22 protein-coding genes are annotated in these 25071 nt (G+C 63.6%); 10 read left to right on the forward strand and 12 right to left on the reverse strand.

Annotation, left to right across the window (positions count from 1 at the left end):
* Window positions 1-89 precede the first annotated feature (89 nt).
* Window positions 90-1169 (forward strand): helix-turn-helix transcriptional regulator, encoded by a 1080-nt coding sequence (locus J8C05_RS14175; RefSeq protein ID WP_211423402.1) that lies wholly within the window; start codon window positions 90-92, stop codon window positions 1167-1169.
* Here J8C05_RS14175 and J8C05_RS14180 read toward each other — a convergent pair.
* Both J8C05_RS14180 and mog read right to left on the reverse strand, forming a co-directional pair.
* The gene (locus tag J8C05_RS14180; protein ID WP_211423403.1) at window positions 1122-3098 is read right to left on the reverse strand and encodes a PEP/pyruvate-binding domain-containing protein; all 1977 of its coding nucleotides are present in this window, start codon (window positions 3096-3098) and stop codon (window positions 1122-1124) included. The genes J8C05_RS14175 and J8C05_RS14180 overlap by 48 nt on opposite strands.
* A 4-nt stretch (window positions 3099-3102) precedes the next feature.
* Complete coding sequence (mog, locus tag J8C05_RS14185) at window positions 3103-3639, reverse strand: molybdopterin adenylyltransferase (RefSeq protein ID WP_211423404.1); 537 nt, start codon at window positions 3637-3639, stop codon at window positions 3103-3105.
* Window positions 3640-3943: 304 nt separating this feature from the next.
* On the opposite strand from mog, the gene J8C05_RS14190 reads away from it, so the two are divergent.
* Both J8C05_RS14190 and J8C05_RS14195 read left to right on the forward strand, forming a co-directional pair.
* Complete coding sequence (locus tag J8C05_RS14190; RefSeq protein WP_211423405.1) at window positions 3944-4996, forward strand: polysaccharide biosynthesis/export family protein; 1053 nt, start codon at window positions 3944-3946, stop codon at window positions 4994-4996.
* A gap of 40 nt (window positions 4997-5036) precedes the next feature.
* The gene (locus tag J8C05_RS14195) at window positions 5037-6386 is read left to right on the forward strand and encodes an MFS transporter (protein WP_211423406.1); all 1350 of its coding nucleotides are present in this window, start codon (window positions 5037-5039) and stop codon (window positions 6384-6386) included.
* Between the two features lie 44 nt (window positions 6387-6430).
* On the opposite strand, the gene J8C05_RS14200 is transcribed toward J8C05_RS14195, so the two are convergent.
* The 6 genes from J8C05_RS14200 to J8C05_RS14225 form a co-directional block, all read right to left on the reverse strand.
* Complete coding sequence (locus J8C05_RS14200) at window positions 6431-6826, reverse strand: hypothetical protein (protein ID WP_211423407.1); 396 nt, start codon at window positions 6824-6826, stop codon at window positions 6431-6433.
* On the reverse strand, window positions 6823-7242 hold the full coding sequence (locus J8C05_RS14205; protein ID WP_211423408.1) for a hypothetical protein: 420 nt from the start codon (window positions 7240-7242) through the stop codon (window positions 6823-6825). The genes J8C05_RS14200 and J8C05_RS14205 overlap by 4 nt, the downstream gene beginning before the upstream one ends.
* A gap of 213 nt (window positions 7243-7455) precedes the next feature.
* Entirely contained in the window at window positions 7456-7980 is a 525-nt protein-coding gene (locus J8C05_RS14210) for a hypothetical protein (protein WP_211423409.1), read from the reverse strand.
* A gap of 44 nt (window positions 7981-8024) precedes the next feature.
* Window positions 8025-10010 (reverse strand): LysM peptidoglycan-binding domain-containing protein, encoded by a 1986-nt coding sequence (locus tag J8C05_RS14215; protein WP_211423410.1) that lies wholly within the window; start codon window positions 10008-10010, stop codon window positions 8025-8027.
* A 173-nt stretch (window positions 10011-10183) separates the two neighbouring features.
* Window positions 10184-10684 (reverse strand): CIA30 family protein, encoded by a 501-nt coding sequence (locus tag J8C05_RS14220; protein WP_246840773.1) that lies wholly within the window; start codon window positions 10682-10684, stop codon window positions 10184-10186.
* A complete protein-coding gene (locus J8C05_RS14225; protein WP_211423411.1) occupies window positions 10684-11205 on the reverse strand; it encodes a DUF6702 family protein in 522 nt (173 codons plus the stop codon). Before J8C05_RS14225 ends, J8C05_RS14220 begins: the two co-directional genes overlap by 1 nt.
* A 148-nt stretch (window positions 11206-11353) precedes the next feature.
* On the opposite strand from J8C05_RS14225, the gene J8C05_RS14230 reads away from it, so the two are divergent.
* Window positions 11354-12424 (forward strand): phosphotransferase family protein, encoded by a 1071-nt coding sequence (locus J8C05_RS14230; protein WP_211423412.1) that lies wholly within the window; start codon window positions 11354-11356, stop codon window positions 12422-12424.
* 37 nt (window positions 12425-12461) lie between these two features.
* Here J8C05_RS14230 and J8C05_RS14235 read toward each other — a convergent pair whose 3' ends face one another.
* Window positions 12462-12884: a hypothetical protein gene (locus J8C05_RS14235; protein ID WP_211423413.1), complete on the reverse strand. Its 423-nt coding sequence runs from the start codon at window positions 12882-12884 to the stop codon at window positions 12462-12464.
* A gap of 258 nt (window positions 12885-13142) precedes the next feature.
* On the opposite strand from J8C05_RS14235, the gene J8C05_RS14240 reads away from it, so the two are divergent.
* Window positions 13143-14246, forward strand: a complete 1104-nt coding sequence (locus J8C05_RS14240) for a transglycosylase SLT domain-containing protein (RefSeq protein ID WP_211423414.1) — start codon at window positions 13143-13145, stop codon at window positions 14244-14246.
* A 34-nt stretch (window positions 14247-14280) separates the two neighbouring features.
* Window positions 14281-15000 carry a sigma-70 family RNA polymerase sigma factor gene (locus J8C05_RS14245; protein WP_211423415.1) on the forward strand — a complete coding sequence of 240 codons (720 nt, stop codon included), beginning with the start codon at window positions 14281-14283 and terminating at the stop codon, window positions 14998-15000.
* A gap of 68 nt (window positions 15001-15068) precedes the next feature.
* Here the strand turns inward: J8C05_RS14245 and J8C05_RS14250 are convergent, their stop codons facing one another.
* The 3 genes from J8C05_RS14250 to J8C05_RS14260 form a co-directional block, all read right to left on the reverse strand.
* Window positions 15069-15647 (reverse strand): hypothetical protein, encoded by a 579-nt coding sequence (locus J8C05_RS14250; protein ID WP_211423416.1) that lies wholly within the window; start codon window positions 15645-15647, stop codon window positions 15069-15071.
* A 4-nt stretch (window positions 15648-15651) separates the two neighbouring features.
* Window positions 15652-16977 (reverse strand): NAD(P)/FAD-dependent oxidoreductase, encoded by a 1326-nt coding sequence (locus J8C05_RS14255; RefSeq protein ID WP_211423417.1) that lies wholly within the window; start codon window positions 16975-16977, stop codon window positions 15652-15654.
* A 118-nt stretch (window positions 16978-17095) separates the two neighbouring features.
* Window positions 17096-17848: a response regulator transcription factor gene (locus J8C05_RS14260; protein ID WP_211423418.1), complete on the reverse strand. Its 753-nt coding sequence runs from the start codon at window positions 17846-17848 to the stop codon at window positions 17096-17098.
* Between the two features lie 177 nt (window positions 17849-18025).
* Between J8C05_RS14260 and J8C05_RS14265 the strand changes: the two genes are divergently transcribed.
* From J8C05_RS14265 to J8C05_RS14280, 4 genes are all read left to right on the forward strand, one after another.
* Window positions 18026-21913, forward strand: a complete 3888-nt coding sequence (locus tag J8C05_RS14265) for an ATP-binding protein (RefSeq protein WP_211423419.1) — start codon at window positions 18026-18028, stop codon at window positions 21911-21913.
* Between the two features lie 67 nt (window positions 21914-21980).
* The gene (locus tag J8C05_RS14270; protein WP_211423420.1) at window positions 21981-22667 is read left to right on the forward strand and encodes an SOS response-associated peptidase; all 687 of its coding nucleotides are present in this window, start codon (window positions 21981-21983) and stop codon (window positions 22665-22667) included.
* A gap of 181 nt (window positions 22668-22848) precedes the next feature.
* Window positions 22849-24459, forward strand: a complete 1611-nt coding sequence (locus tag J8C05_RS14275) for a long-chain-fatty-acid--CoA ligase (RefSeq protein WP_211423421.1) — start codon at window positions 22849-22851, stop codon at window positions 24457-24459.
* 57 nt (window positions 24460-24516) lie between these two features.
* Window positions 24517-25053: a metal-binding protein gene (locus J8C05_RS14280; protein ID WP_211423422.1), complete on the forward strand. Its 537-nt coding sequence runs from the start codon at window positions 24517-24519 to the stop codon at window positions 25051-25053.
* Window positions 25054-25071: the final 18 nt, after the last annotated feature.

Genomic DNA, 25071 nt, shown 5'->3' on the forward strand with positions numbered 1-25071 from the left:
GGTTGGGCGTACGCAAAGGCCACGCCCGCCGGGGTCGTGCTGTGCGACAAAAGCTTTCAGGCTGACGCAAGGAGTACAGAAAGCCGTTCATGCTCCCGGTCTCTCCGCAGGCAGACTCCAAACGCGGCAATCTGACGCGCCTGGCCATTGAGCTGCCCCTGCTGCTGGCCTCCGGCTTCAAATCCAAGACCGAACTGGCCAAACACTTCGGCTGTGACAAGAAAACCATCAAGCGGCTCGTAGATGAGCTTTCGTTTCACTACCGGATTACTGAGGAGAAACGGGGGCGGGAGGTGTTTTACGGTTTCGCTGATGGCTACACCTTCCGGCCGCCGGCGCTCAAGCCAGCGGAAGTGGCAGCGCTGTGGTTGGCGCAAAAGGCGGTGCTCATGGATGGCTCCTCGCCCCGCTGGCCGTTGAGTCAGGATGGGCGGTCACTGCTGGAAAAGCTGCGCGCCACTTTGCCTCCTGCCCTGGCTGCGCATCTCAGTGAGCTGGCCGCCGTCTATGGCACAGCCCTCGTCCCGGCGAAGGATTACACGCCCCACCTGGAAACCCTGAACCAGGTGCTTACCGCTGCCATCGGGAAGCAGCGCGTCGAGGTCGAATACGTCTCGCTCAGCAGCCGCCGTCCGAAGACCCGGCGCTATGACACCTACGGGCTGTATTTCGATCCCAACGGCGGGACGCTCAAGACTTTTGGTTATGACAGCCGCCGGCGCGGCATTGTCACCCTGGCCATTGACCACATGCGGCGCGTCACCCTGCTTGATGAGTGGTTCACCCTGCCGCCGGATTTCACCAGCGTGCAGAGCTACCTGGAGCGATACCATTTCAACGGTTTTTTCGGTGCACCGACCCGGGTTCGGTTGCGGTTTTTCGGCGTCACCTCACAGGTTTTTCGGGAGCGCCAGCATCACGTCACGCAACGGATCGTGAGTTACACACCGGCCACCCGCGGCCGGCCGGAGACGGTTGACATCGAAATGACCGTGGCGCGGGGGCGCGGTCTGGAGCGGTTCATCCTGAGCTGGCTGCCGGAAGTCGAGGTTCTGGCGCCCGCCGCGCTGCGCCAGCGCATCGAGGACTGCTGCCTGGGCCGCGCGCGCGTACTGCCGCCGTCAGCGTACCGCCCCCAGCCGCCGGTTGCGGTCAATGAACGGGCGTGACTGCACGATATAGAGCTGTCCACGGTAGGTCAGCCATTCGATGTCCTGCTTTTCACCGCCAAAGAGACGCTCAATCGCCAGCGCCGCCTGCCCCAGCCGGCGGATCAGGTCGGCGGTGAGTACCGGTTGATCGGGAACGCCGGCCACTTCCCGGACGCCGCCTTTTACGTCAAAGGTCAATATCGTTTCGTCATCCGCGCGGGTGAGAACGAGGGCCGCATCGCTTTGGGGACGGTAGATGATCTGCTCCGGGATGCGCCGGCCTTCAACGACCCGCAGGCCCAGACCCCGTTTGGCGTTGATGTAGATACCCTCGGCGTCGCGCCGGTCAAAGGGATTGGTCGTGATAAGTACACCGGCGCTGTCCGCGTTGATGCCTTCCTGGATGAGGACCGCCGGATAGACGGCCAGATGGTCAATGCGCGCCGCTTCACGGGCTTCAAACGCCTCGAAGTTCCAGATCGAGGCCCAGACGGTCTTGATGGCCGTCATCAAAGCCTCGTCGCCAATGACGTTGGGCACGGTGGTGTACAGCCCGGCGCCGCTGAAGTCGGGCAGGTCTTCGGCGTTGGTCGAGCTGCGGACGAACAGCCCGCGTCCACGGTATTCCCGGTGAACCTTCGCCAGAACAGCGCGGCGCAATGCCCGGTCAAAAGGCGCGGCCACGATGAAGTCCCGCAGCTTCGCCAGCTCAACCTGCCGGGTTTGTGGGTCGTGGTGAAACTGCTCGTCGTTGAGCAGCGCCAGGACGCGCGCCTCGATGCCGTGCCGGTCGGCAAAGGCCTTGTAGTGGGCAAAGGGAATGGTGAAGCCACGCGGCACGATGATGCCGGGCAGACGCGCCTGGGCGACTTCGCCCAGATTGGCGGACTTGGCCCCAAACCGGACGACATCCCGCGCCCGTTGGCGGTACAGGTCGGTCAGCGCGCGCCAGCGCAGATCGGCGCGTGGGAGGCGCAGTTCCCGGCTGAGTTCGCGTTCGCGTTCCGATTCGGTGATTTGTTCAGCCGGTTCGAGTGTGATGCCGTCATCCGTGACGACGAGCGTGACCCAGCGGTTGACGAGGCTCCGAAAGCGTACGTCGGCGTCTTTGACGTAGGCGTTGGGAATGCCCCAGCCTTTGGCCAGCAGATTCAGGTGCGACAACGGCGCGCCCGGCTGCGTCACGAGGATGCCGCGCAGGGGCGGCGTCGAAAGGGGCGTTTCCTTGAAGATCACAATGTCTTCGCGCTCGAAGGGTTGTTCCGGCGGCAACTGCTCCACCAGCCGCAGCACGCCCACGGCGCGGCCGGGATTGAGTGCCAGAAACGTCGTCTCCGGCAGGGTGGCCTCCGCCCGAACCCAGGGCAGGTCGGGAAGCTGCGCGGCGACTTCTTCGTGACGGCGGGCGTTGGCCTTGAACGTCAGCGGGGCAAAGCCCGTGGCCGTCAGGCGTTGGTGAGCTTCGGCCAGCAACGTTGGCGTCAGCAGGTCGCCTTCCCAGAACTCGTAGGTGAAACGTTCCAGCCGGGGTTGAAACGTCAGCGTACCGAGCAGGAACCGCCGGCGTTCGTTGGTGTAGTTGTGGCGCAGGAAGACATCGCCGGCATCGAGCGTCAGATAGGTGGCGCGGGCAAAGTCGCTGTGAAACCGGAACCGGCGCGAGTTGGCGTAATAGACGCGCCCATCCGCACGGTCAATGACGAACATGACCCCCGGAACAGCCAGCTCCTTGCCCTGGCTGGTCAGACGCGCCAGCCGGTCGAAGTCGGCGCGGGTCAGGCGGGTGACATAGTCCGGGGCTGTCGGGTCATCGGCCGGAGCCGCCGCATCCACTGCCGCCGAAGGAACACTTTGCGCGCCGACAACCGACACACAAAACAGCAGTAACGCCAGGCTCCAGGCCAGGTGGCAACGGACAGCCCGGCAGAGGGCGCAAAACGCACGCATCAGATCACGTCTTCGGACGAAACACGGTAACGTGCTCCGGGTTGCCCGTGATGTAAGGACCACCGATAAGGTCAATGCCGTAGGGAATCGCCGGGAATACGGCGGCCAGGCACTCCCGGATGGATTTGGGCTTGCCGGGCAGGTTGACGATGAGACTGCGCCCCCGGATGCCGGCCGTCTGCCGGGAGAGAATGGCCGTCGGGACGTACTGAAGCGACACGGCGCGCATGAGTTCGCCGAAGCCGGGCAGCATTTTGTCGCAGACGGCCGCCGTGGCTTCCGGCGTCACATCGCGTGGGGCGGGCCCCGTGCCGCCGGTGGTGACGACCAGGCAGCAGCCGTCTTCGTCTGTGAGCCGCCGGAGTTCAGCCTCAATGAGCGGCTGCTCATCAGGTACGAGGCGCATGATGGGCGTCCAGTCGTTGGCGATGTACTCACGCAGCACAGCCAGAATGGCCGGGCCGGACTCGTCCTGATACACCCCCTGACTGGCGCGGTCCGAAATGGTCAGAATGCCGATGGTGATGGTTGAGAGTGTCATGGTGTGAGTGGCGAATGGTGAATGGTGAAGCGAGTGGCGAATGGCGAATGGCGAGTAGTGGCGACCGGCCGGTCGCCCGTACCAGTGGCAGCCGGGCCGGTCGCACGTACCAGCGGCAGCGGGGCCGGTCGCCCGTACCAGCGAGTGGCGAGTGGTGAATGGTGAATGGTGAGTGGCGAAGTGCAGCACCACGTCCAACAAACCGGCTTTGATGCCTGGGGAGAATGCTTTACAGTCAGGGTCACTATCTGACTCTCTATCCAAACTTCTGATTCAGGATGGCGCTATGTTGAACCGACGACACATGCTTTGCCTTGCGTTATGGTGGTTGGCGTTGCCGGGGCTGGCTGGTTTCAGTTTTGCCCAGGAGCCAGCGCCGAATCCACCTTCATTTCCGCCGGTGATGCCCAGCCCGGCCGTGCGGGCCACCCAGGTCTATACAGCGCCAACCGGGGACTACGTGATTGGCCCAGGGGATGTCGTGGACATCAAGGTGTTCAAGCAGCCCGATCTGACGGGGCGCTTCCGGGTGGGCGACAGCGGCAGCGTCGAGCTGCTGTTCATTGGCAAACAGCAGTTGGCCGGGCTGACCGAGAGCGAAGCCGCCGATTTGCTGCGGCAGGAGTTGCGGAAGTATCTCCGGCAGCCGGAAGTCAGCGTCACGGTGACGGAATTCAACTCCCGGCTCGTGACCGTGATTGGCGCCGTCCGCACGCCGGGACGGCAACCGCTGCGGCGCGCCATGCGCCTGCTCGATGTCGTGGCCCTGGCAGGGGGACTCGCCGAAGACTCCAGCCGCTTTGTCAATGTCATCCGCTATGTGTCAAAACCGGCGGAAGAATCCCAGCCGGCACCGGTAACGGATACGGCGTCAGCACCGGGAACGGATGAGGATGTGCCGCCGGATGTCGAAATCCTTTCCATCAACATTGATGACATCATCGCCGGCAATGCCAAAAACAACCTGTTGTTGCAGCCGGGGGACATCATCTCCGTGCCGCGGGCCGATGTCGTCTATCTGGCCGGGAATGTACGCAAGCCCGGCCCCATTACGGCGCGCAACCCGATTACCGTGACGCAGGCCATCGCCATGGCCAGCGGGCTGGCCGAGGGAGCGAAGCGCAATGACCTCCGCCTTTACCGGACGGTGCCCGGCAAGCTGGAGCGTGAAGAAATCAAGGTCAGCCTCGCCGCGATTCAGTCCGGGAAACAGAAAGACCTGGTGTTGCAGGCGAACGATGTGCTCTACGTGCCCCATTCCGAACTGCGGTCGGCCGGAACGGCCCTGATGCGCAACCTGCCTACACTTGTCACTTCGGCGCTCATTCCCATCCTGACGACTTCCATCATCCGGTAATCCGGGTTTCCGGGATGCGGATTCCCGACAGCCTGCGGCCATGCGCAACATCCACGACACCACCAACTTTCGGGCTCTTGACCCGGAGCTGATGCAGGACCTGCTGCGGGCGCAGGAGCAGGACGCGCCCGCGCGGGGAAGTTGGCAGGTGTTGCAGCATCGTGCGCTGGCGTGGTTGCTGGGCGCGGCCCTGCTGTCGAATGTCGGCACCTGGATGCAGAACACCGCCCAGGCGTGGTTCATCTATGAAACCACGCGCAGCGCCTGGTATCTGGGGCTGGACGCCTTTCTGATGTTGTCGCCGCTGTTTCTGCTGACCTTTCCCAGCGGCGTGGTGGTGGATCGGTTCGAGCGGCGGCGGGTTTTTCTGGTGGCTTCCCTGCTGCAAATCCTTTGTACGGCCTGGGGGACACTGCTGTTTGTGACCGGACAGCCGACGGTGGGGTGGCTTCTGGCGCTGTCGTGCGGAACCGGCATTGGGCAGGCCTTTGCCAATGTGGCCTATGTCTCCCTGCTGCCACGGCTGGTGCCCACCCGCGAAGTTCCCCAGGCAACGGCACTCAACTCGCTGCAACTCAGTGTGGCGCGCATGGTCGGCCCGCTGGCGGCAGGTGGAGTTTTGCTGATGCTGGGGCCGGCTGCGTGCTACGCGGCCAACTGTCTGTCCTTTGTGCTGCTGCTGGTGGTGGCCGGGCGTGTGCCGGAGCGCCCGCCAGAAGCCCCGACGATGAATGCCTTTGCCAAGATTACCCGTCCACTGCGGCCACTGACCAAGCTCAGCCTGTGGCAGGCGCTGGCCCAGGAAATGCGGCAGGTGCGCCACTATCTGAAGCGGCGTCCGGGGCTCCTCGAAGTCTATGTCCTGTGTTTTGTGGCCACGTTCTTCGGGGGCTGTGTGCCGGTGCTGCTGCCCGGTCACGTACGGGAAGCCTGGAATGGCCCGGCGTGGCTCTACACCGTGCTGCTTGGGCTTTACGGACTGGGGACGGTGCTGGGCTCGCTCTACATTGCGCAGCGTCCGAAACCGGTCGGCGGCGGGCGGCGCGCGCTCTTTCTGACGGGGGCGACGAGCGCCGCGCTGTGCCTCTTTGCCCTGATGCCTTCACCGCTCACCGGGGCGCTGGCCATCGTCGCCACCGGCGGCGCACTGATTGCCCTGCTGAGCCAACTGACGGCGCTCGTCCAGTTTGGTCTGGTGGATGAAGTGCGCGGGCGCGTGATGAGCCTCTTTCTGGTGACGTTCCAAGGGGGGTACGCCCTGGGAGGACTGGCAGCGGGTGCCATCGCCAGCCGCGTTTCCACAACGACAACCATCCTGGCTTGCGGAGTTGCGGTGGGCGTTGCGGCGCTGGGCGGCTGGTGGCTGGATTCGCACCTCGGCGAAACCTGACCGGAATCAACCGGGCCCGGTGAACGCTTTTCAGCCGTGACGCCCTACAGCGCGCTCAGGTGCGCCTCAATCTGACAGCGGATGCGGTAGTAGTCTTCGAGCAGGCGATTGACGCTCACCACAAAGGGAATCTGGGCAGCCGCGGCTTCCTCGATACGGGCTTCGAGCGCGGCCGCTTCCGGTGTGTTGGGAGCGGTTTTTTCTTCCAGCGCCATCAGCTCATAGACGTTCTCCCCGCGAGGATGGTGGTGGTAGCAGTGCGTCACGAAAGCCAGGGTCAAACCGTCAGCAATCTGGCGCAGCAGGTCGGCATCCACCACCGCAAAGTCGGAGAGAAGAAACGAGTCGGAGGCCACGCCAAGGGCGCGGGCCAACTCGTGGATACGGTTGACAAGGGATTCGTCAAGCGTGACTGGCGGGGAGGTCCCAACTTCCGTCATGGCTGGTTGGTATCAATCATGAGCTTTTCAGACATGGCAAACAGCAGTTTCTGCCGGGCACTCACCCCATTGCGGCGGGACGATTGCCAGAGGGCGACTGCCTGCGCGTACTGCTCCTGGACCTGTGGCGGCGTGCCTTCCTGCGCGAGTTGCTCGCCCAGGGCCCGAATCTGGCGCAGCGCCCGTTCCTGCTCCTGACGGGCATGGATGAGACGCCGCATCTGCGTTGCCAGATAGGCTTCGAGTTCAGCCGGTGATTGTGGGGCAACAGCGGATTCGTACACCTCATCGGCATACTGGGGCAACCCATTCTGATTTGGTTGTCCGGGGCGTTTTCCCTTGGAGCTTTTGGCAACATTGCCATTCTGGTTGTTGCTGTGACTGCCACCTCGGCGTGGTCTGCGGTGCTGCTTCATCGGCACAATGCCCTTCGTGTCGAATGTGGTGGGGGCGGCTGTGCGGCGGACATCTCATCAAAGACTTGACGCACAGCTTGGCAGCTTGCTTCAAGTTCAACTCCGGTAAGGATTTACCGGAACTGAACGGGAAGCTCGGCATGCCGATTGTAACGGTTCCAAGTCGCCTGTCAACTCACCGCCTGGCGAGTGGAGGAAGCCAGGCCGGGCAATTCAAACGTTCGTTTGAAGAACGGTCTTGATGCCGCCTGTGACCTGGTCCACGACCTTGCTCAGAATTTCGATGTTCTGAGTCAGTTGGTACATGCGCGCCTGCAGGCCGAGCAGTTCCCCCTGCGACAGCTCCCGGTCGGAATTGAGCATCGCCTCAATCTGCATCCACTGGTTTTCAACCTGTGAAAACCGCGCCAGCATATCCGGCGAGCGCCGGTCGGGAGCCATGCCGTGGATACCATCCCGCAGAGCAGAAATCCGCAGCCGCGCCTGGTCAAAGGAAATTCCAAAGTCGTTGGCGTTTGGGTTGGCTAAGCGTTGCATCAGGTCAGCACGGAGTTGCTCCAAGGTCAGGCCCGACGTACCGCTTCCCTGGTGGAGCACATCGGTCGGTTGCCCGGCTGTCTGCTGCATAATGGATTCAAAGGATTTGCCGCCAGTCGCGGGTGACTGTGCTCCGTGGGGATGGTTGGAAGTGCCCGGCGTGGGAACGCCGGGCGCAATGCCACCAATTTGTCCGCTCATAGATGTCTGTCCTTTCCTGCACCGCCAGTGCGATGCGGTTGTTCCTAGCCAACCGTGACCAAAACGTACTGGAACCGCTGCTGGTTGCCAAGCGAATCCCAGAAGCGGTTGAACTCACTCTGGGGCATGGTCTGGCATCCGGCCGAGTAGGTGTTGGTCGTGCCGCCACGGTGGAAGTACATCGTCTGTCCCTCAAAGCTGTTCCGGTTGCGATCGCGCTCATCGAAGACACCGTCGTGGTTGGTGTCGCGCACGACCGGGCGGCTTGTCGTGGGCATCAGGATGTTGTTCCCGTCGGGTTGGGTCGGGCCGAAGTTGGGGCCGACATTGGCGCGCATATATTCGTGCGTGCCATCCACCAGCCGCCCCAGGTCGAGCCGGCCATCCCGGTTGCTGTCCACGCCCATCGGGCGCCGCGTCCGTCCTGACCAGCCATCTTCATACTGGCTGCCCGGTTCTGTGTTGGCGCGCAGTTCTGTCACCTGGAACTGGCCGTTGGGCAGCTTGCGCAGGGTCACGATGCGGTCGTCATAGACGCCCTGCCCACCATTGGCGCGGGTGTTGGTCTCCACGCGCAGCCCCAGAATCACCGTCCGTCCGGCGGCCAGATCGGCCTTGGCCTGAGCGGAGCCGTGGCGCTCGATGTAGTTGGCATACAGGGCGAACTTCTGGGCTGTGGTCATCCCTTCCGTGCGTGGCAATCCCCGGCTAGGAGGCACAGGCGAGCCGGAGGTCGGCGGGGTGGACGGGGCTGGTGTCGGCGCTGGCCGACTGCCATTCGTGCTGCCGCTGCCGGGAATCACAATGCGCTGGCCCGGATAGATGAGGTTGGGGTTGGTGATGCTGGGATTGGCGCGCTGAAGCGCCGCGACGGTCGTCCCGTACTGCTGGGCAATACCGGAGAGCGTGTCGCCGACCCGAACCCGGTGCTCCCGCGTGCCGGCCGCCGGCGGTGCCGAGGGCGCAGGTGCCGGGGTTGGCGCTGCCGGAGGCGGTGCCGGTGTGGCGTTGCCATTCCGCGCAATGGCGTCAAAGCGCGTCAGATTGTACTCGCGCATGAGACTGTGGAGCAGTTTGGTGTAGTTCGGGTCGGTGGCGTATCCGGCCTTGTGAATCTCAGCGGCGAAGCGGAAGGCGTCGTTGGTGTGCCGCATGGCGGTGGCATAGCGTGGATTGCGGATGAAGAACTGGGCGTGGTCGGCGAAGGACTCGGCTGCCGAGTTGTACTTGCGGAACTGGGCGTTGACATAGACCTCGCGGCCGTTGAAGACCTCGCGCGTCCGCATCGTGACCGACCCGGCCGGCCCTGTGCCCTTGATGCCGAAGTAGTTGTTGGCCTGGCGGGTCAACTCCGAACGTCCCCAGCCGCTTTCGAGAATGGCCTGGGCAATCGTCACTGACGCTGGCACACCGGTTGTCCGCTGGCTGCGGATGGCATCGGCTGCAATCGAATCAATGAAGGCGTTGCCGGTGCGTGGAATCGTGCCAACCGGGGCGGTGGTGTCCACCCGGGGCGGCGCAGGCGTGGTCGGTTGGGAGGGCGCGGGCGTCGGGCGTGAGGGCACCGGACCAGGTTGAGTTGGGCTGGGTTGGACTGGATTAGGGCGCGCCGGAGCCGGAGTTGCCACCTGGCGGCCCGGCAGGTTGATGACCTGTCCGGGATAGATGAGGTTGGGATTCTGAATCTGCGTATTGGCCTTGATGAGCCGCGCCAGATCAATGCCGTTGCGGGCGGCAATTTCGGAAAGCGTATCGCCCCGGCGCACGACATACTGGCTGCCAGCCTGACTGCCGGCCTGGTTCGGCGCACTTGTGTTACGGGTCGTTGGAATCGTCAGCGTCTGTCCGGCGTAAATGAGGTTCGGATTTCTGATCTGGCGGTTGGCCTGCAGGAGCGCATCCACCGTTGTCCCATAACGCTGTGCAATGCCCGACAGGGTTTCCCCGCGCCGGATCAGGTGTTGGGTGCCGGTGGTTGGAGTCTGTGAAGAAGTCGCCGGTGTCCGTGTAACCCCGTTGAGCCGTGCCATCGCGTTCAAGTCTCCCATCCATCGTGGTGTGCCGACACTGTCGGTCCTCACTTCCGTTATCGGTTGGCCGCGTCCGATGTTGCGTCAGGGCAGCATGTTTTTGAGCCGGCCAGTTGCCAGCGAAATGTCTGCCCTGCCTGCTCAAAGTGTGCGCCACACGGAAGCCGCGCCGGTCAGGCTTCGGTGAGAACCACCAACCGCCGCAGGGCCAGGGCAAAGGGGCCGGCCTGTTTGCCGGCAATCATCAGGCCCACAGTCGTCGTGGCTTCCGTCCGCAGGGGCGGGGCCGGAACAGGGCGGCCGCGAAACGTCGGCACAAAGTCGGCTGCGGCAAACCGGCAGGTCTGCCAGGTGTTGGGCGCAGGCGTGAAGGTGGCCTGATAGGCCAGGCCGTCAAAAGCCGCATCGGTACGCACCACGAACCTGTAGGTTTTCCCATCACCTCTGGCCTCGATGACAAACACCGCCCGGGGCGGCAGGCGCTGCGCAAGGGGGACCGAGCGCACGGAAGCAAAGCCGCCATTGTTGGCCAGAGACACCACACCTTCAAAGACGGCAAAGCCGTGGTTCGTCGGACGCAACTGCCCGGACGAACAGCCGCCCATGACCTGATCGCCAATGGCGTACCAGGCGGTGGCGGCCGTCGGGTCTGTAAAGTCGAACACCACCATCATCAGGAAGCTGGCACCAGCGGTTTGAAGGTGTTGTCGCTGGGACGAAACAGGATGTCGTGGCGCTTGCCCTGCGCATCCTTGCATGAAACGTTGTTTTTCTGGTCGCGGAACAGCTCGAAGAAGACCGTCACTAGGGCTTCCAGTCCGGTGAAGCCAGCAGGAGCCGGTGCTTCGATGTATATCCACGTCATATCCACCCGCTGCTCCATGCCGACCCACGCCACCCGCACCGGTGTGCCATCAGTACGGCGCAGTCTGAACCGTTCCCGCACGTAGGCGCTGGCCAGCTCAGCGACATCCGGTGTCCGGTCGAGTTCGATGCGCCGCCGCGCCTGGCGGCTGAGGGCGTTTTCCAGATCATCGCTGAAGACGCGCAGGGAAATCTCCAGCGAGCCGGTTTCCGCATTGAACTCAATGGTCGTAAAACTGGCGTGAAATTTGTGCGCCGCCGCTGGCGCACCCAAGCCCGTGCCGGAGGCCAGCAGCAAGGCCGTTGCCAGAAATGCCCGTCGTGAGGTCATGATCTTTCCTGTCCCATTCCCATCCGTAACAACCGGCGGCCCGTTGTCGCCCGGTCAACGGTATGTTATTTCCCCTTTTCCAGACCTCTGTCCAGACGCAACTGCCGAGACTGACCGGCCGCGCCGGTTCATCCAGTGAGGCACACCGATGACCATTCCGCTTTCTGCCCTTGATGCTCCGCGTCCACCCCGGGCTGGTGAGGACCTGGATGCAGAGGCGCTGTTGGCCTGCCTGCAACCGCACCTCCCGGAGCTTGCCCCGCCGCTCATCATCGAGCAGTTTCCGGCCGGGCACTCCAATCTGACCTACGCCCTGCGGAGCGGCGACCGGGAATACGTGCTGCGGCGTCCGCCCTTCGGCGCGGAACATATCCGGGCGGGTCACGACATGCACCGCGAGTTTCGGGTGCTGTCGGGCCTGCACCGGGTCTATCCGCGCGTGCCACAGCCGCTGTGCTACATCCCGGCGGAAAGTTCGCCGTTAGGCGTGCCGTTTTACGTCATGACGCGCGTGCGGGGCATCATTCTGCGCACCAGGGTCCCGGAAGGCATCACGCTCGATGCCGAAACCATGCGCCGGCTTTCGACAAACTTCATTGACCACCTCGCTGAGTTGCATGCCGTGGATGTTGAAGCCGCCGGATTGCACGATCTCTACCGGGGGGCCGGGTACGTCCGCCGTCAGGTCGAGGGCTGGGTCAAGCGGTATCGCGCTGCCCAGACCGATGACGTGCCGGCCATGGAACGGGTCATTGCCTGGGTGACGGCGCGCATTCCCGAAGACAGCGCCGCCACACTCATTCACAACGATTACAAGTACGACAACGTCGTTCTCGACCCGGACGATCTGACCCGGATTCGCGCCGTGCTGGACTGGGAAATGGCTACGGTGGGCGATCCGCTGACGGACGTGGCCACAGCACTTGCCTACTGGGTGGAGCGGGATGATCCGCCGGAAGTCCACGCCATGAGTTTCGGGCTGACGGCGCTGCCCGGCAACCTGACCCGCGCCGAACTGCTCGCCCGCTATGCCGAAACCAGCCGCCGGGATGTAGGTGAAATGCGCTGGCACGAGGCGTTTGCCCTGTTCAAGGTGGCGGTCATCGTCCAGCAAATCTACTTCCGGTATGTGAAGGGCTTCACGCACGACGAGCGCTTTGCCCGCATGGGCGCCACGGCCCGTCTTTTTGCCGAACTGGCCCAGCGCGCCATGGGATGACCGGTGGCAGGGACGAACAGCCGTTCGCCCTACGCCATTATTCCTTTGAAGGCTTGCGGCGGGTGGCCACCCACGTGCCGGCGTAGCCCGAAATGTCGAATTCACCCTTCATCGTGTCACCTTCGAGTTTGCCTTTGAACTCGAACTCCATGCCTTGGTAGTTGCCGGTCAACGTCACCTGCCCGTCGTCGTCCACGGTGATGCCCGTGATGGACACACCGATCTGGTCTTTGGATTCGCAGGTGAGTTTGCCCTGCTCGTCGCGCATGACCTTCAGCTCGACAGGGAAAATCCCCGCGCCAGTCACGGTGATTTCCATATCGTATTCACCTTCGACAGCCGGAGCTTTCTTCGGTTCATCGGGCTGGTGGGCGGTGGCGGCCACGGGCAGCAGGCCAAGGACGACCCACAGGCAGAGTCCGTATCGCAGCCAGGCGTATCGCCTCCAGAGGTTTCGCATGGATTTGGAACACTCCTTTCACGTAACAAGTTGTCACAAGCCGTTTGACGACGCCGCGCAAGCTAGCACAGACCGCCGGGCGCGTCGCGTATGTCTTGGCACGGACGTTCCCCAAGGTGCACGCAACATGGCTGTACATGGAACGATAACCAAGGATAGGGCGCACTGCGCGTGAGCGCCGGAAACGTTGCAAAGCCCCCGCGTCGGCGGCGATAAAGGGAAGACAGGGTTTTGAGTTTGGCTTGACAGGGAAGCGCCATGGCAAACGAGCAGACCATTCAACGCACCGACCCCGCACGGATACGACCGGATGCCTTCCTGCGGCAACCGGCCGCTGCCACCCGTGCCACCGGTAAAACGGCCTTTGAAACCCGCCTGGAACAGGCTCTGGGCAACGACCCGGAGACGCAGCGCCGGACCCGTGAAGAACTCAGGACCATCGTCATGGCGGTGCAGTCCGGCTTTACCGATCCGTGGCAGTTGACGGACCTGATCTTTCAGGCGCGCCATCCAGAGCTGATCGGGGCTGACCTGTCGCAGTCGCCGGAACTGCTCGATGAATGGAACGACATCAGCGCCCGGCTCGTGCAGCCCATGCTCAACGACCTGGCGGCGCTTCAGTCATCGGCTGCGCCGGGAGTCTCCGACCGTCCCTTCGGCGCGCCGCCGTTCGGCGTGCCGCCATCCGGCGAAACGGCGCCGCGTGTGACCGGCAGGGACAAAATGGCAGCAGCGAGCGCGCTCGATCCCCTCATCGAGCAGGCCGTGGCCCTGTGTCCGGGATTGCCGCCCCAGTTGCTCAAGAGTTTGCTCGTGCAGGAGTCGGGGCTGCGCACGGATGTCGTCAACCAGTATGGCTACGCCGGTATTGCCCAGATTGGCCGCCGTGAAGCCCGCGAACTGGGGTTGTCCGTAGGCGTTCCGGGAACGGAAAGCGACGAGCGGCTCAATCCGAGCCTGGCCATTCCGGCCGCTGCGCGGTTGCTGCACGTCAAGGCGCAGCGCTTGACGGAAATGGCCTTTTCGCGCTACGGCACGCCGCAGGGGGATGAATACTGGAAGTTTGTCATGGGCGCGTACAACGGCGGAGAGGGAACGATTACGGTGGCAATGGGGCATGCCTACCGGGATGGACTTGCCCGCGCGCGCGAAGAAGGGCTGACCGGGCCGGAAGCCGTTGCGTTTGCCCGCGAATGGGCCACCAAGTGGGAACATCTGGCACTTGGGGGCGAAACTGCGCCCTTGGCGTTGGCCGCTGCGCGCTACTTTCCTAAACTGGCGGCCCAGAAGTTTGTCGAAATCCGCAACTACCCAGAACACATCGTCGCTCGGGCCGCGCGCCGCCGTACCGCCGCCGGGTGACATTCGGTCACTCCGTACGGTGGCGCGAAACGGCATGAGCGGAACGCAGCCATCTCCCAACATCCAGCGGGATGCGCTCATCGAGCAGCATCTGCACTACGTGCGGACGATTGCTTATGACATCGTGCGGAAGTTGCCGCCCAGTGTCGAACTCGACGACCTGATTGCCTACGGCAACCTGGGCTTGGTGCGCGCCGCCGAAAAATACAATCCGGCGCGGGGCGTGTCGTTTGTCACCTTTGCCCACTACTACATCAAGGGCGCCATCTGGGACGAAGTGCGCAAAATGGCCAGCTTTGCCCGGGTGGACGGCGGGCGCGTACGTGCCGAAGCCAACGCGACGGACTTTCTCCACAGTCTGGCTGAAGAGGAGTCCGGGCGTCCGGCCCATGGCACGACCCTCGATGACGACATTGCCGACGCGCGGGCGCAGCTTGAAAGTCTCATCCCGATTTACCTGCTGTCGCTCGATCACGAGGAACTCACGATTGCCGATGACCGGAGCCTGGATTTTGCCAGCGCCCTGGAGCGGGATGACCTCATCGGCCGGATGATGCGCCTTGTGGCGCAACTGCCCGATGAGGACCGCGCCACCATCGAGGCCCTGTATTTCAAGGGACGGAGCGCGGCGGACTACGCGGCCGAACTGGGGCTGTCACGTTCGTGGGGATCGCGCCTGCATGCGCGCGCCATCAGGCGCCTGCGCGAAGCCATGCAGCGCGAGAGGCTGCTTAGGCCGGAGGAGTCTGGCTGAGCCAGGCCGGACCCGACAGGAAACGCCGAAGCTTCAGCCGGGTGGACAACTGCCCGGTATGGCCGTGGTCAGCCGGTGCTGGCCGGTGGCGGCAGCGGCAACTCAACGTGCAACCGTTTGAGTTTGCCCTGTGGCGTCAACTCCCAATCCAGCAGTTTTCCATCCAGCTCGTGACGCACGATGATTTCATCTTCATCCGCGTCACGTTCGAGGGGCGGCCCAAAGTACGCCGTAAGCGTGGCTTCATCGGTTTGGCTATCGAGCCGCAGTTGCTGGCCATCGGGGAACTCAAGCGTCACCAGCGCCGGCGTCACGTCCGATTCCCACGCTTCGGGGCCGATGATGAATTCAAAGTATTCAATGCGCTCGCGCGTCCCTTCCACGGTCAGTCCCATGGACGGGTACTGAAAGCGGTCGGCGGCGTAGGGCTGGGGATTGCCGGGGCGTCCCAGCCGGCTCAGAACCCGGTAGTGATCACCCAGGGAAATACGGTCGTTGAGGATGCCGGCGGGAAGGTGCAGCTTCAGGGGCAGGGCCGGCCGCGCCGTCCAGCCCGCCGTCGGATCGGCTTCCCCGGTGGCCGGCGGATTGGGGGGCTGCCGGGGAGTCCGGCCGGGAACAAGCCAGTCAAGAAGCTGCCGGAACATACGGCTAGGCCGCCTGATTCGTCTGGGCCTGTGCGGCGGCCTGCCGGACGGCATCCACGGCGCGCTCGCCGGTGGCGAGCAGGCTTTTCGCAATCTCACCCGTCCACGTGCCGCCCACCCGCACTTTCAGCCCCATCGTCGGGAGCTTCGTCAGATAAACCGCACGCCGCATGGCCGCGCCAAGCGTGCCGCCGATGCACATCCCAAAGGCATCCGCGCCGGCTTCTCCGATGCCCAGGGTCAGCATTTCGCCAAGGCCGATGTAAATGTAGGGCAGTTTCATCCAGCCTTCGATGTCAGCGCGGATGTTCCACGCGGCAATTTCCGACTGCCGGACGGCAACCTGGGCCGTGGCTGGCAGCCCGTGACCATCGTCGGTCGGAAAATGCGTGGCGTCCCCCAGTGCATAGACGCCACGCTGGCCGGGGACTTCAAGCTGCTGCGTGATCCGAATCCGTCCGTGCGCATCCTTCTCCACGGGAAGGGCCGTCAGAAGCGGATGCATCTCGATGCCGCCAGTCCAGGTGATGGTGGCCGCCGCCACCTGCTTGAGCGTGCCCTGCTTGTCGCAGCGGATTTCGACGCCTTCCGGGGTGACTTTGGTCACGCCCCAGTCCAGAACCAGGTTGACCCGCCGCCGCCGCAGCGCGTCGAGGGCAATCGGCTCCAGACGGTGGGCCACACCCCGCAGAATCCGCTCATTGCGGTCAATGAGGTGGATTTCCATTTCCTGGCGGTCGAGTCCGTACACCCGGGCCTGCGCGTCGAGGTAATCGGCCAGCTTGCAGCTTACTTCGACGCCGCAGGTGCCGGCGCCAACCACCAGAAAGTTCAACAGCGCCTTGCGCATCTTGGGATCAGTGGTCTGCCTGGCGCGGTCGAGCGTGTGGGCCAGGTGCTTCTGATAGGCCTGGACGTGTGCCAGGTCATAGAACGGCTGCGAGTATTTGTCAGCGCCCGGCACCTGCCGGAAGTTGGGGCGTCCCCCCAGCGCCAGCACGAGATAGTCGTACCGGTGCGTCGTATCGCCAACCTGTACCTGGCGTTTTTCAAGGTCAATCCGCTCAATGACGCCCTGCACGAACCGCACCGGCCGGTTGCCGAGGATGTCGCGGTACAAGGGGGCAATCTCCCACACCTCAACTTCGCCGGTGAGAATTTCGTAGGCCATCGGCGTGAACAGGAAACGGTCGTTGCGATCGACGAGCGTAATGCGCACCGGGCGCGTCCAGGGATAGTTCGACAACTGGAAGGCGGTGTTGAGGCCGGCAAAGCCACCGCCCAGAACCAGAATGTCAACCGGCGATGAGGTCGTATGCGGGGCAGTCATCGGTGGTGAACGTCCGTGTCAGAGAAGTTGGCGGGAGGACAGACGCATCCTATCCCACACCGGCGTTACTTGAGAATGAAAAAACGACACGGGTGTGTCACCCGTACAACGTTGCTTCCTAGCCGGCTTCCGATTCGACCGTCCGTGTGATCTGGGTCATCAGCACGGCGTTGTCGAGAGTCTGCTGCCCGGAAAACGTGAACGTCACCCGTGGCGACTGCAAGAGGTATTCGAGCGCCACAGAGCCCGCGAGTACACTGTCGCCGTTGGCCGCTTCGATTTCCGCTGCCGTCAGGTTGCCCTGCTCGAACACAGCCCGCCCAACCTCGCCCTGGGGGAAAATAACCGTCAGCAGTCCGCTCAACGCCTGGCTGCGAATGACGTGAAGCGCCTGCTCGAAGGAAAACTGCCCCAGATGGTTGGGGTTGACTTCAAGGGCTTCATCCACGAGCGGGGAACGGCGATTGGTCAGCAGGCGGTTGACCCGATAGACCAGCTCATCGAGGCTGAACGGCTTGCCCAGAAAATCACTGGCACCGGCAGACAGTCCTTGGAGCCGGGTTTCGATGTCCTGGTAGGCGCTGAGGAAAAGGAACGGTATGGCGGCCGTCCGCGGGTCGCTGCGCACGAGGTTGCACAGCTCGATGCCATCCAGGTGCGGCATGCTGATGTCACAGACCACCAACTCAAAGGTCGCTGCGCCAAGCTGCTCAAGGGCATCACGCCCGTCTGCGGCCAGTGCAACCTGATGACCCTGTTTCTGCAGGGCCTGTCCAATGGACTGACGAATCAATGGCTCGTCGTCAACCACCAGGATTCGGGCTGAAGACAATGAAGACGTCTCGGCCGGCGACACATAGGGCAGGGTCATAAACGGCATCCTTACTGGATGTGATGTGCGTTTTCTAACACATTCCGGTTTCCCCTGACCAGCCGGAACCTTTTGCTTGACTTGCCGTGGATGTGGCGCGCACAGTGCACCATATCCACGTTCCATCAGCCGGTCTCCCACCAGCTTCGGACGCCACATGCTCAAATGGTGTTGAACATGGGCAGCGCCTTGCGAAAAGCCACCGTGCAGGGGCATTCAGCTTCCGCCCATCCCCTGCGAAGTTATGTCCGGCGTCGGTCCGAACGCCGTTGCCCATGGTGCGTCCTGCTGTGCTTCTGGCTTTGTCTGTTGGGAGGGTGGGCGCAGCCGCAATCCCTTCCCCGTCCGGGAAAAATATCGTCGCCGCCAACCGCCGCAACGCCACTCAGCATAGCCCAGCCGGCGCTGCAAACCTACACCGACCAGCAGGGGCTGCCCCAGAACTCCATCCGGGCGTTGGTGCGTGACCAGCAGGGCCGACTCTGGGCGGCGACACAGGACGGTGCGGCCTATTTCGACGGCCACCTCTGGACGCCGGTCCCTGTGCCACGCGCCCTGGGTTCCAACTTCGTGACGGCGCTGGCCGTGACCGGGGACAGCGTCTGGTTGGGAACGCCCAACGGGCTCTGTCGCTACGATGCGCTGGCGCATCCGTCCCAGCCGTGGCGGGTGTTTTCGCTCGGCAGTGAGCGCGCCAACAACATCACTGCACTGCTGGCCATACCGGACGACAGGGCAGGGGGGCTGTGGATTGGCACGCACGACGGACTGTTTCGCTTCCGGGACGAGCGGTGGGAGCGCCCGCCAGCGGCCCTGCCGCTCCAGGGCTGTGTGGTGCAGTGCCTGGGCATCACCGACCAACCGGCGCCCTCCCTGTGGGTGGGGACGCAGGACCGCGGTCTCTGGCGGCAGGTGCTGGGCACCGAGCAGTGGGAGCCATTGACAACTGCGGAGGGGTTGCCAGCGAACAACATCACCTGCCTGTCCCGCCGGCTGGCGCCCGACAGCGTTTGGGTCGGCACGGTACGCGGCGCGGCCCTGGTGGTCGGCCGACAGGTGCAGCCGTTGTCAGGGATACCAGCGGAACTCGCAACACTGCCCATCAATGCCATGCTGGAAGTCGAGGGCCCGGATGGCAGGCCCCTGGTATGGATTGGCACGAATCAGGGGCTGTACGCCCAAGCCGGCGGCCAGTGGCGGCGCTACGCAACAGCCCAGGGGCTGTCGAGTGACCTCGTGCGTTCCCTGTTCATCAGTCAACCCCGCAGTGGCGGGATTTGGATCGGACAGGGCGGCGGCGGTGGCGTGACCTACCTGCACCACGGCGCATGGTGGTCACTGTCAAAGGCGCAGGGGCTACCTTCCGACATGGCCTGGTGCACCGAAGTCTGGGACGCCGCCGATGGCACGGAAATTCTCTGGGCCGGAACGCTGGCCGGATTGGCCAGGTGGGAGCGTGGCACATGGGCAACCATTGGCCCCGAACAGGGCTTCCCGGCCGACAACGTCCGCACGCTGCTGACAACCGGGCAACCGGGCCGGCGGGTGCTGTGGATTGGCACGGCCACGGCCGGTTTGTGGCAACTCGCAGAGAACAGACGTCCCTTGCGCGCTTCGCGTGTTGATTCCGTCCCGGCGGATGCCCACATTCATGTTCTGTGTCCATCACGTACTGCGACAGCGCCGGCGCGGCTGTATGTGGGAACCAACCGGGGGGTGCTGGCCCTGCGTCCCGATACGGGCGAAAGCGAGTCGTTGGGTCTCGAAAATGAAGCCGTGTACACGGTGGCTGAAGTGTCCGGCCCGGATGGGGAAGTGCAGCTCTGGGCCGGCCTTGACCAGGGCATTGCCTGCCGGACGGCGGCCGGGTGGAAGCGTTTTGAGCTTGGGCTGAGTGGGCAGCCGATGGTCAATGCCCTGCATGTGACCCGTGACGCCGCCGGCCACACCCGGCTGTGGTGTGGTTTGCAGGGTGGGGGTCTGGTGTGTCTCGAACCGGCTGCCCCCCCGCGCATCCTCGAACACCTCAACACCCGGACCACGCCCGCGCTTCCCAACGATGTGGTGTATCACCTGTTCGAGGATGACCACCGCCGGTTGTGGGCGACGACCAACCGGGGCGTCGTGTGTCTGGCGCTGGACGGGGCGCGTGAAGGTTCGGAGCGTGCGCTGAGAACCTTTACCGTGGAAGACGGTCTGCCCAGCAATGAATGCAACTTCGGGCGCGCCGGCTGTGATCGCCGGGGCCGGGCCTGGGTGGGGACGGTGCGTGGCCTGGCTGTCCTCGACACACATATCTTTCCTGCCGAAGAGACACCGGGAAAACTGCTGGTGCACATCGCCACTGCGGAGGATACCCTGTTGTCCCCGTCGCCCGGGCTGGCTTTCCCCCATGCGCTGCGCGACCTTTCGTTTCACTTTGTCCTGCCCGTGCTGCGGCGTGGGCAGGAGGTGATGTACCGCACGCAACTTGTCCCTTACGATGCCGAACCGACCCCCTGGACAGGACGCACCCGGCGCGACTGCTCAAATCTGCCGCCGGGGAACTACACGCTCACGGTCTGGGCGCGGGATGCCACGGGGCAGATGGTCAGGCCCGTCACCCTGTCGTTTTCCATTCAGGCGGCACCGTGGCGGCAACCCTGGGCCTACGTGCTCTATGCCCTGGCGCTGTTTGGCTTTGGCTATGCCCTGTATGACCTGCGGGTACGCCAAATCCGACGCCATCAGGAACTGCGCATTGCGGCGCTGCGGCAGTTGCTCGACAGCACGCGCGTCATCAACTCGACTCTGGATGTGGGGGAAGTCCTGCGCAAGATTGCCTCGGAGAGCGCGCTGCTGGTACGGGGTGAGCCGGGCGGGATTGGCCTAATGGAGGGCGATACGCTGGTCTTTCGCCACGTCTGGAATGGAAAAGCCTGGGAAGATTGTGAAGTCCCCTTTCCGCTGGGCAAGGGCGTGGCCGGGAGTGTGGCGGCGACAGGGAAGCCACGGATTGTCAATGATGTCCGCACCTGCCCTGACCTGGCGCATCCTGAACTCATCGAGGTGTATGGGGTTCACGGCATCGTGGATGTGCCCATCCGCAACCGCAGCGGCGTGACGATTGGCGTGTTGGACATCCGGCGTCCGCCCGGACGGGAACCCTTTACCGAGCGGGACAGTGACCTCATTGAGGGGCTGACCCACCAGGCGGCTGTGGCTATCGAGAATGCCACCATCAACCGCCAGCTCCGGGAAGCAGCCGAGCGGGCCGAGCGTCTCTACCGCCGTGAACAGGAAGTCGTGGCCCGGATGCAGGAACTCGATGTCATGAAAAACAACTTCCTGGCTGTCACCTCGCACGAGATGCGCACCCCGCTGACGGTCATCAAGGGCTTTCTCGAAGCCCTGGCGTTTGGCGCGTTTGACCCGCCTACTGAACGCCAGCAGATGGCCCTGGCCACCTGCCTGAAAACCACCGACCGACTGGCGCGGATTGTCGAGGACATCTTCGAGGTGCTCAAGATTCAGGAAGGCTACATTGGTCTCCAGCGCGAGCCTGTCATCGTCGAGTCATTGCTGCGCGAGATTCTGGAGGAGGTCAGCGTCTTTACGTCCAGGCGCCGGCAGCAGGTGCTGTTCGTGGCCAGCGGCAACACCCAGATTGAAGGCGATGCCCACAAACTCAACCTGTCGTTTCTCAACGTCATTCAAAACGCCATCAAGTTCACCCCAGATGGCGGCGAGATTGCTGTAACCGTGACGGGCGGGGAAACATTCGTCACCGTTGAAATTGCCGACAACGGAATCGGCATTGATGCCGCCGATTTGCCTCACATCTTTGAGCGGTTCTACACCGGCCGGGATACGTCACGGCATTCGTCCGGGCGGTTCGAGTTCAACACGCGCGGCACAGGTCTCGGTCTCACCATTGCCAAAAGCTACATTGACGCGCATGGCGGTGGTATCGAAGTCATGTCGGACGGTCCCGGGCAGGGCAGTCGCTTTACCATCACGCTGCCGCGCGTCCAGCCCCAGGAGGCTGAATCGCGCATCACGATGGCGATTGCCAGGATTGAATGAACGCCGGCAGCGCCGCCGGGAGGCAGCGCCTGTCCGGCAGAACCTGCCCGTAAAAGGTTTCCACCTCATGTGCGGACGCTACACGCTGACCACACCCCAGGAAGCTTTGATGACGCGCTTTGGTCTGACGACCGCCCAGGTTGCGCTGCGCCTGCGCTACAACATTGCGCCGACGCAGCCGGTGGCCGTCGTGTTTGACGACGCGCCAACCACGCTTTCCAGCGCGCGCTGGGGGCTGCTCCCGGCCTGGCAAAAGGACACCTCCGGGCCACCCCTCATCAATGCCCGCGCCGAGACCCTGCGCACAAAACCTTCCTTTCGGGAAAGTTTCCGGCGGCGGCGCTGCTGGGTGCTCTGTGACGGTTTCTACGAATGGCGCAAGAACCAGGATGGCACGCGGACGCCGTTCCGGGCCATCCTCAAGGACGGCGGCCCCTTTGCACTGGCCGGCCTGTGGGACGAACGTCCCGCGCCTGACGGCAGCGTGCTGCGTTCCTGCACGGTGGTGACGACGCAGGCCAACCCCCTGCTGGCCTCGGTCCACGCGCGCATGCCGGTCATCCTGCCGCCGGAGGACGAGCGACGCTGGTTGGAAGAAAACGATCCCGACCGGCTCGACCGGTTGCTGCGCCCCTATCCGGCCGAAGCCATGCAGCTCTATCCGGTATCGCGCGCCGTCAATGTCGTGACCAACGATGACGCATCGCTGATTGCGCCGGTGATGCCGGAACCGCATCAGACCGGGCTGTTCTGAATGTGACCAGTGAGTGAACCGCCGCTGCCGGCTTCGGGTGGATGAGTTCTTTCAGGTAAGGCGAAGGCGGTTGACGCGCGCAAAGTGACCCGCCACGATAGTTGCCATCTGCCTGCGTCGGTCCGGCCCATTCCGGGTCGTGTCTGCCGGATGCGTCAATCTCTCTGAAAAGGTGTGTGTCATGGTGCTTCCTGCTGCTGCCACGTATTCGATTGCTTCCATCCTCGACCATCATGCCGTACATCGTCCTGACCGGCTGGCCGTCATCGCCGGGCCGGCCCGTTTGACCTATGCCCAACTTGCGGCGGCGGCCAATCAGATTGCCAACGGTCTGCGGGCGCGGGGCATTCAGCCCGGCGACCACGTGGCGCTGTCGTGTCCGAATGTGGCCTACTTTCCCATGGCCTTTTTCGGCATCCTCAAGGCCGGCGCGGTGGTTGTGCCGCTCAACGTCCTGCTCAAGCCCCGTGAGATTGCCTATCACCTCAACGACTGTGACGCCAAAGCCCTTCTCTGCTTTGAAGGTCTCCCGGAACTGCCCATGGCGCAGATGGCGCAGGCGGCGCTCCAGGAAGCGCCCATGTGCGAGACGTTCGTCGTCATGCCGGCCAGTCCTGACCGTCCACCGGCGCTGTCCGGCGCCATCACGCTGGCGGAATTGATGGCCAACCAGCCGCCAACTTGTGAGCGCCCGCCGGTCAGTCCGTTCGATACGGCGCTGATGCTCTACACCTCGGGCACGACCGGGCAGCCCAAGGGGGCGGAACTCACGCACTGGCAGCTCATTCTGAACTTCATCCACGTGCGCGACGTGCTGCTGCCGACCGTGGATGTCCGGCTCGAAGCCGAATTCAAGGTGCTTTCCACGGCCCCGCTCTTTCACGCCACGGCCCTGATTGCGCAGTTTGGCGTGGTGATGTATGCCGGCGGTACGTCCGTCCTGCTGCCGCGCTTTGATCCCAAACAAACCATTGAGACCATGATCGCCGAGCGCATCAACTCCTGGGCGGCTGTGCCGACGATGTACTGGGCGCTGCTCAACTACGCCAACGAGCACGGCATAGACGTTTCCCCGATTGCCGAAACGCTCAGGATTGCAAACGTCGGGGCAGCTCCCATGCCGGTCGAGCTGATGCGCGCCTTTGGGGAGAAGTTCAAGACCCTTGTGCTGGAAGGCTATGGAATGTCCGAAACCGGCGTGCTGTCCTATAACCAGATCACCAGGCCGCCGAAGCCGGGGACGGTCGGACAACCGCTGATGGGGATTGAAATCCGGGTTCACGACGAAAACGACCAACCCGTGCCGACCGGCACGGTGGGCGAAATTGTCGTGCGTGGCCACTGTGTGATGAAAGGCTACTACAAACGGCCCGAGGCCACGGCCGAAGCCATGCGCAACGGCTGGTTTCACACCGGCGACATGGGCTTCATAGATGAAGATGGCTACATCACGATTGTTGACCGCAAGAAAGACCTCATCATCCGTGGCGGCTACAATGTCTATCCCCGCGAAATTGAGGAAGTGATGATGACGCACCCGGCCGTTTCGCTGGTGACGGTCATTGGCGTGCCCGATGAGCGGCTGGGCGAGGAAGTCAAAGCCTACGTCGTCCGCAAGCCGGGCGCCACGATCACGGAGGACGAACTCCGCGACTGGTGCAAAGCACAGATGGCCGCGTATAAATACCCGCGCCTGATTGAGTTTCGCACGGAGTTGCCGATTGGTCCGACGGGCAAGGTGCTCAAACGGGCGCTGCGCGAGGCGCTGGCGCATGAGTCGGCCAGTGCCTGAACGTGTGAGCGCCTGACGGCATAGCGCACTGACACGGTTGAGACGGGTGAGAGGACGATGCCTTCCGGCCGAACGCATGACCTGGTGACGTACGCCCTGGCCGTACCCACGGCCGTCGGGTTGTTCTTTCTGACACGCCACGTGGGGCTGACGGTGCTGGGGACGGCAACGATGCTCTTTGGCGGGCTGATGTTCGGCCCCGACCTCGACACGCACAGCAAGCAGTACACGCGCTGGGGCATCCTGCGCTGGTTGTGGTACCCCTACAAAAAGCTCTTTCCGCACCGGTCACACTGGACACACGGCCTGCTGTGGAGCACCTGGCTGCGGGTGGGCTACTTCACGCTGGTGATGACCCTGGCGCTGGCCGCTGTGCTCTACGTGCGGGCAGTCTGGATTGACGGGCTGCCGGCCGATGGCGATCAGGCCGTACGGACCCTGCAAACAGCCGGGCATCACATGTCGCGTCTGTTCCGCGCCGTGGACGGCAAGGTGTGGCTGGTGGCGTTCATCGGCTTGTGGTGGGGCGCGGCCACGCATACGCTGACCGATGTGATCGGGAGCGCGCTCAAGAGCATGTTCAAGACGTTTTAGCCTGGGCACATCCGGTCA

Origin of the sequence: Chloracidobacterium sp. N, assembly GCF_018304765.1 — a bacterium.
Classification (GTDB): Bacteria; Acidobacteriota; Blastocatellia; order Chloracidobacteriales; family Chloracidobacteriaceae; genus Chloracidobacterium; species Chloracidobacterium aggregatum.

Excerpts from the sequence above, each read along its gene's own strand:
- J8C05_RS14255 (WP_211423417.1), bottom strand. The coding sequence starts at position 16,977 with ATGACTGCCCCGCATACGACCTCATCGCCGGTTGACATTCTGGTTCTG.
- J8C05_RS14260 (WP_211423418.1), bottom strand. The coding sequence starts at position 17,848 with ATGACCCTGCCCTATGTGTCGCCGGCCGAGACGTCTTCATTGTCTTCA.
- J8C05_RS14230 (WP_211423412.1), top strand. The coding sequence starts at position 11,354 with ATGACCATTCCGCTTTCTGCCCTTGATGCTCCGCGTCCACCCCGGGCT.
- J8C05_RS14220 (WP_246840773.1), bottom strand. The coding sequence starts at position 10,684 with ATGATGGTGGTGTTCGACTTTACAGACCCGACGGCCGCCACCGCCTGG.
- J8C05_RS14280 (WP_211423422.1), top strand. The coding sequence starts at position 24,517 with ATGCCTTCCGGCCGAACGCATGACCTGGTGACGTACGCCCTGGCCGTA.
- J8C05_RS14215 (WP_211423410.1), bottom strand. The coding sequence starts at position 10,010 with ATGGCACGGCTCAACGGGGTTACACGGACACCGGCGACTTCTTCACAG.
- J8C05_RS14205 (WP_211423408.1), bottom strand. The coding sequence starts at position 7,242 with ATGAAGCAGCACCGCAGACCACGCCGAGGTGGCAGTCACAGCAACAAC.
- J8C05_RS14265 (WP_211423419.1), top strand. The coding sequence starts at position 18,026 with ATGGGCAGCGCCTTGCGAAAAGCCACCGTGCAGGGGCATTCAGCTTCC.
- J8C05_RS14270 (WP_211423420.1), top strand. The coding sequence starts at position 21,981 with ATGTGCGGACGCTACACGCTGACCACACCCCAGGAAGCTTTGATGACG.
- J8C05_RS14245 (WP_211423415.1), top strand. The coding sequence starts at position 14,281 with ATGAGCGGAACGCAGCCATCTCCCAACATCCAGCGGGATGCGCTCATC.
- J8C05_RS14175 (WP_211423402.1), top strand. The coding sequence starts at position 90 with ATGCTCCCGGTCTCTCCGCAGGCAGACTCCAAACGCGGCAATCTGACG.
- J8C05_RS14190 (WP_211423405.1), top strand. The coding sequence starts at position 3,944 with ATGCTTTGCCTTGCGTTATGGTGGTTGGCGTTGCCGGGGCTGGCTGGT.
- J8C05_RS14195 (WP_211423406.1), top strand. The coding sequence starts at position 5,037 with ATGCGCAACATCCACGACACCACCAACTTTCGGGCTCTTGACCCGGAG.
- J8C05_RS14250 (WP_211423416.1), bottom strand. The coding sequence starts at position 15,647 with ATGTTCCGGCAGCTTCTTGACTGGCTTGTTCCCGGCCGGACTCCCCGG.
- mog (WP_211423404.1), bottom strand. The coding sequence starts at position 3,639 with ATGACACTCTCAACCATCACCATCGGCATTCTGACCATTTCGGACCGC.
- J8C05_RS14235 (WP_211423413.1), bottom strand. The coding sequence starts at position 12,884 with ATGCGAAACCTCTGGAGGCGATACGCCTGGCTGCGATACGGACTCTGC.
- J8C05_RS14180 (WP_211423403.1), bottom strand. The coding sequence starts at position 3,098 with ATGCGTGCGTTTTGCGCCCTCTGCCGGGCTGTCCGTTGCCACCTGGCC.
- J8C05_RS14240 (WP_211423414.1), top strand. The coding sequence starts at position 13,143 with ATGGCAAACGAGCAGACCATTCAACGCACCGACCCCGCACGGATACGA.
- J8C05_RS14275 (WP_211423421.1), top strand. The coding sequence starts at position 22,849 with ATGGTGCTTCCTGCTGCTGCCACGTATTCGATTGCTTCCATCCTCGAC.
- J8C05_RS14200 (WP_211423407.1), bottom strand. The coding sequence starts at position 6,826 with ATGACGGAAGTTGGGACCTCCCCGCCAGTCACGCTTGACGAATCCCTT.
- J8C05_RS14225 (WP_211423411.1), bottom strand. The coding sequence starts at position 11,205 with ATGACCTCACGACGGGCATTTCTGGCAACGGCCTTGCTGCTGGCCTCC.
- J8C05_RS14210 (WP_211423409.1), bottom strand. The coding sequence starts at position 7,980 with ATGAGCGGACAAATTGGTGGCATTGCGCCCGGCGTTCCCACGCCGGGC.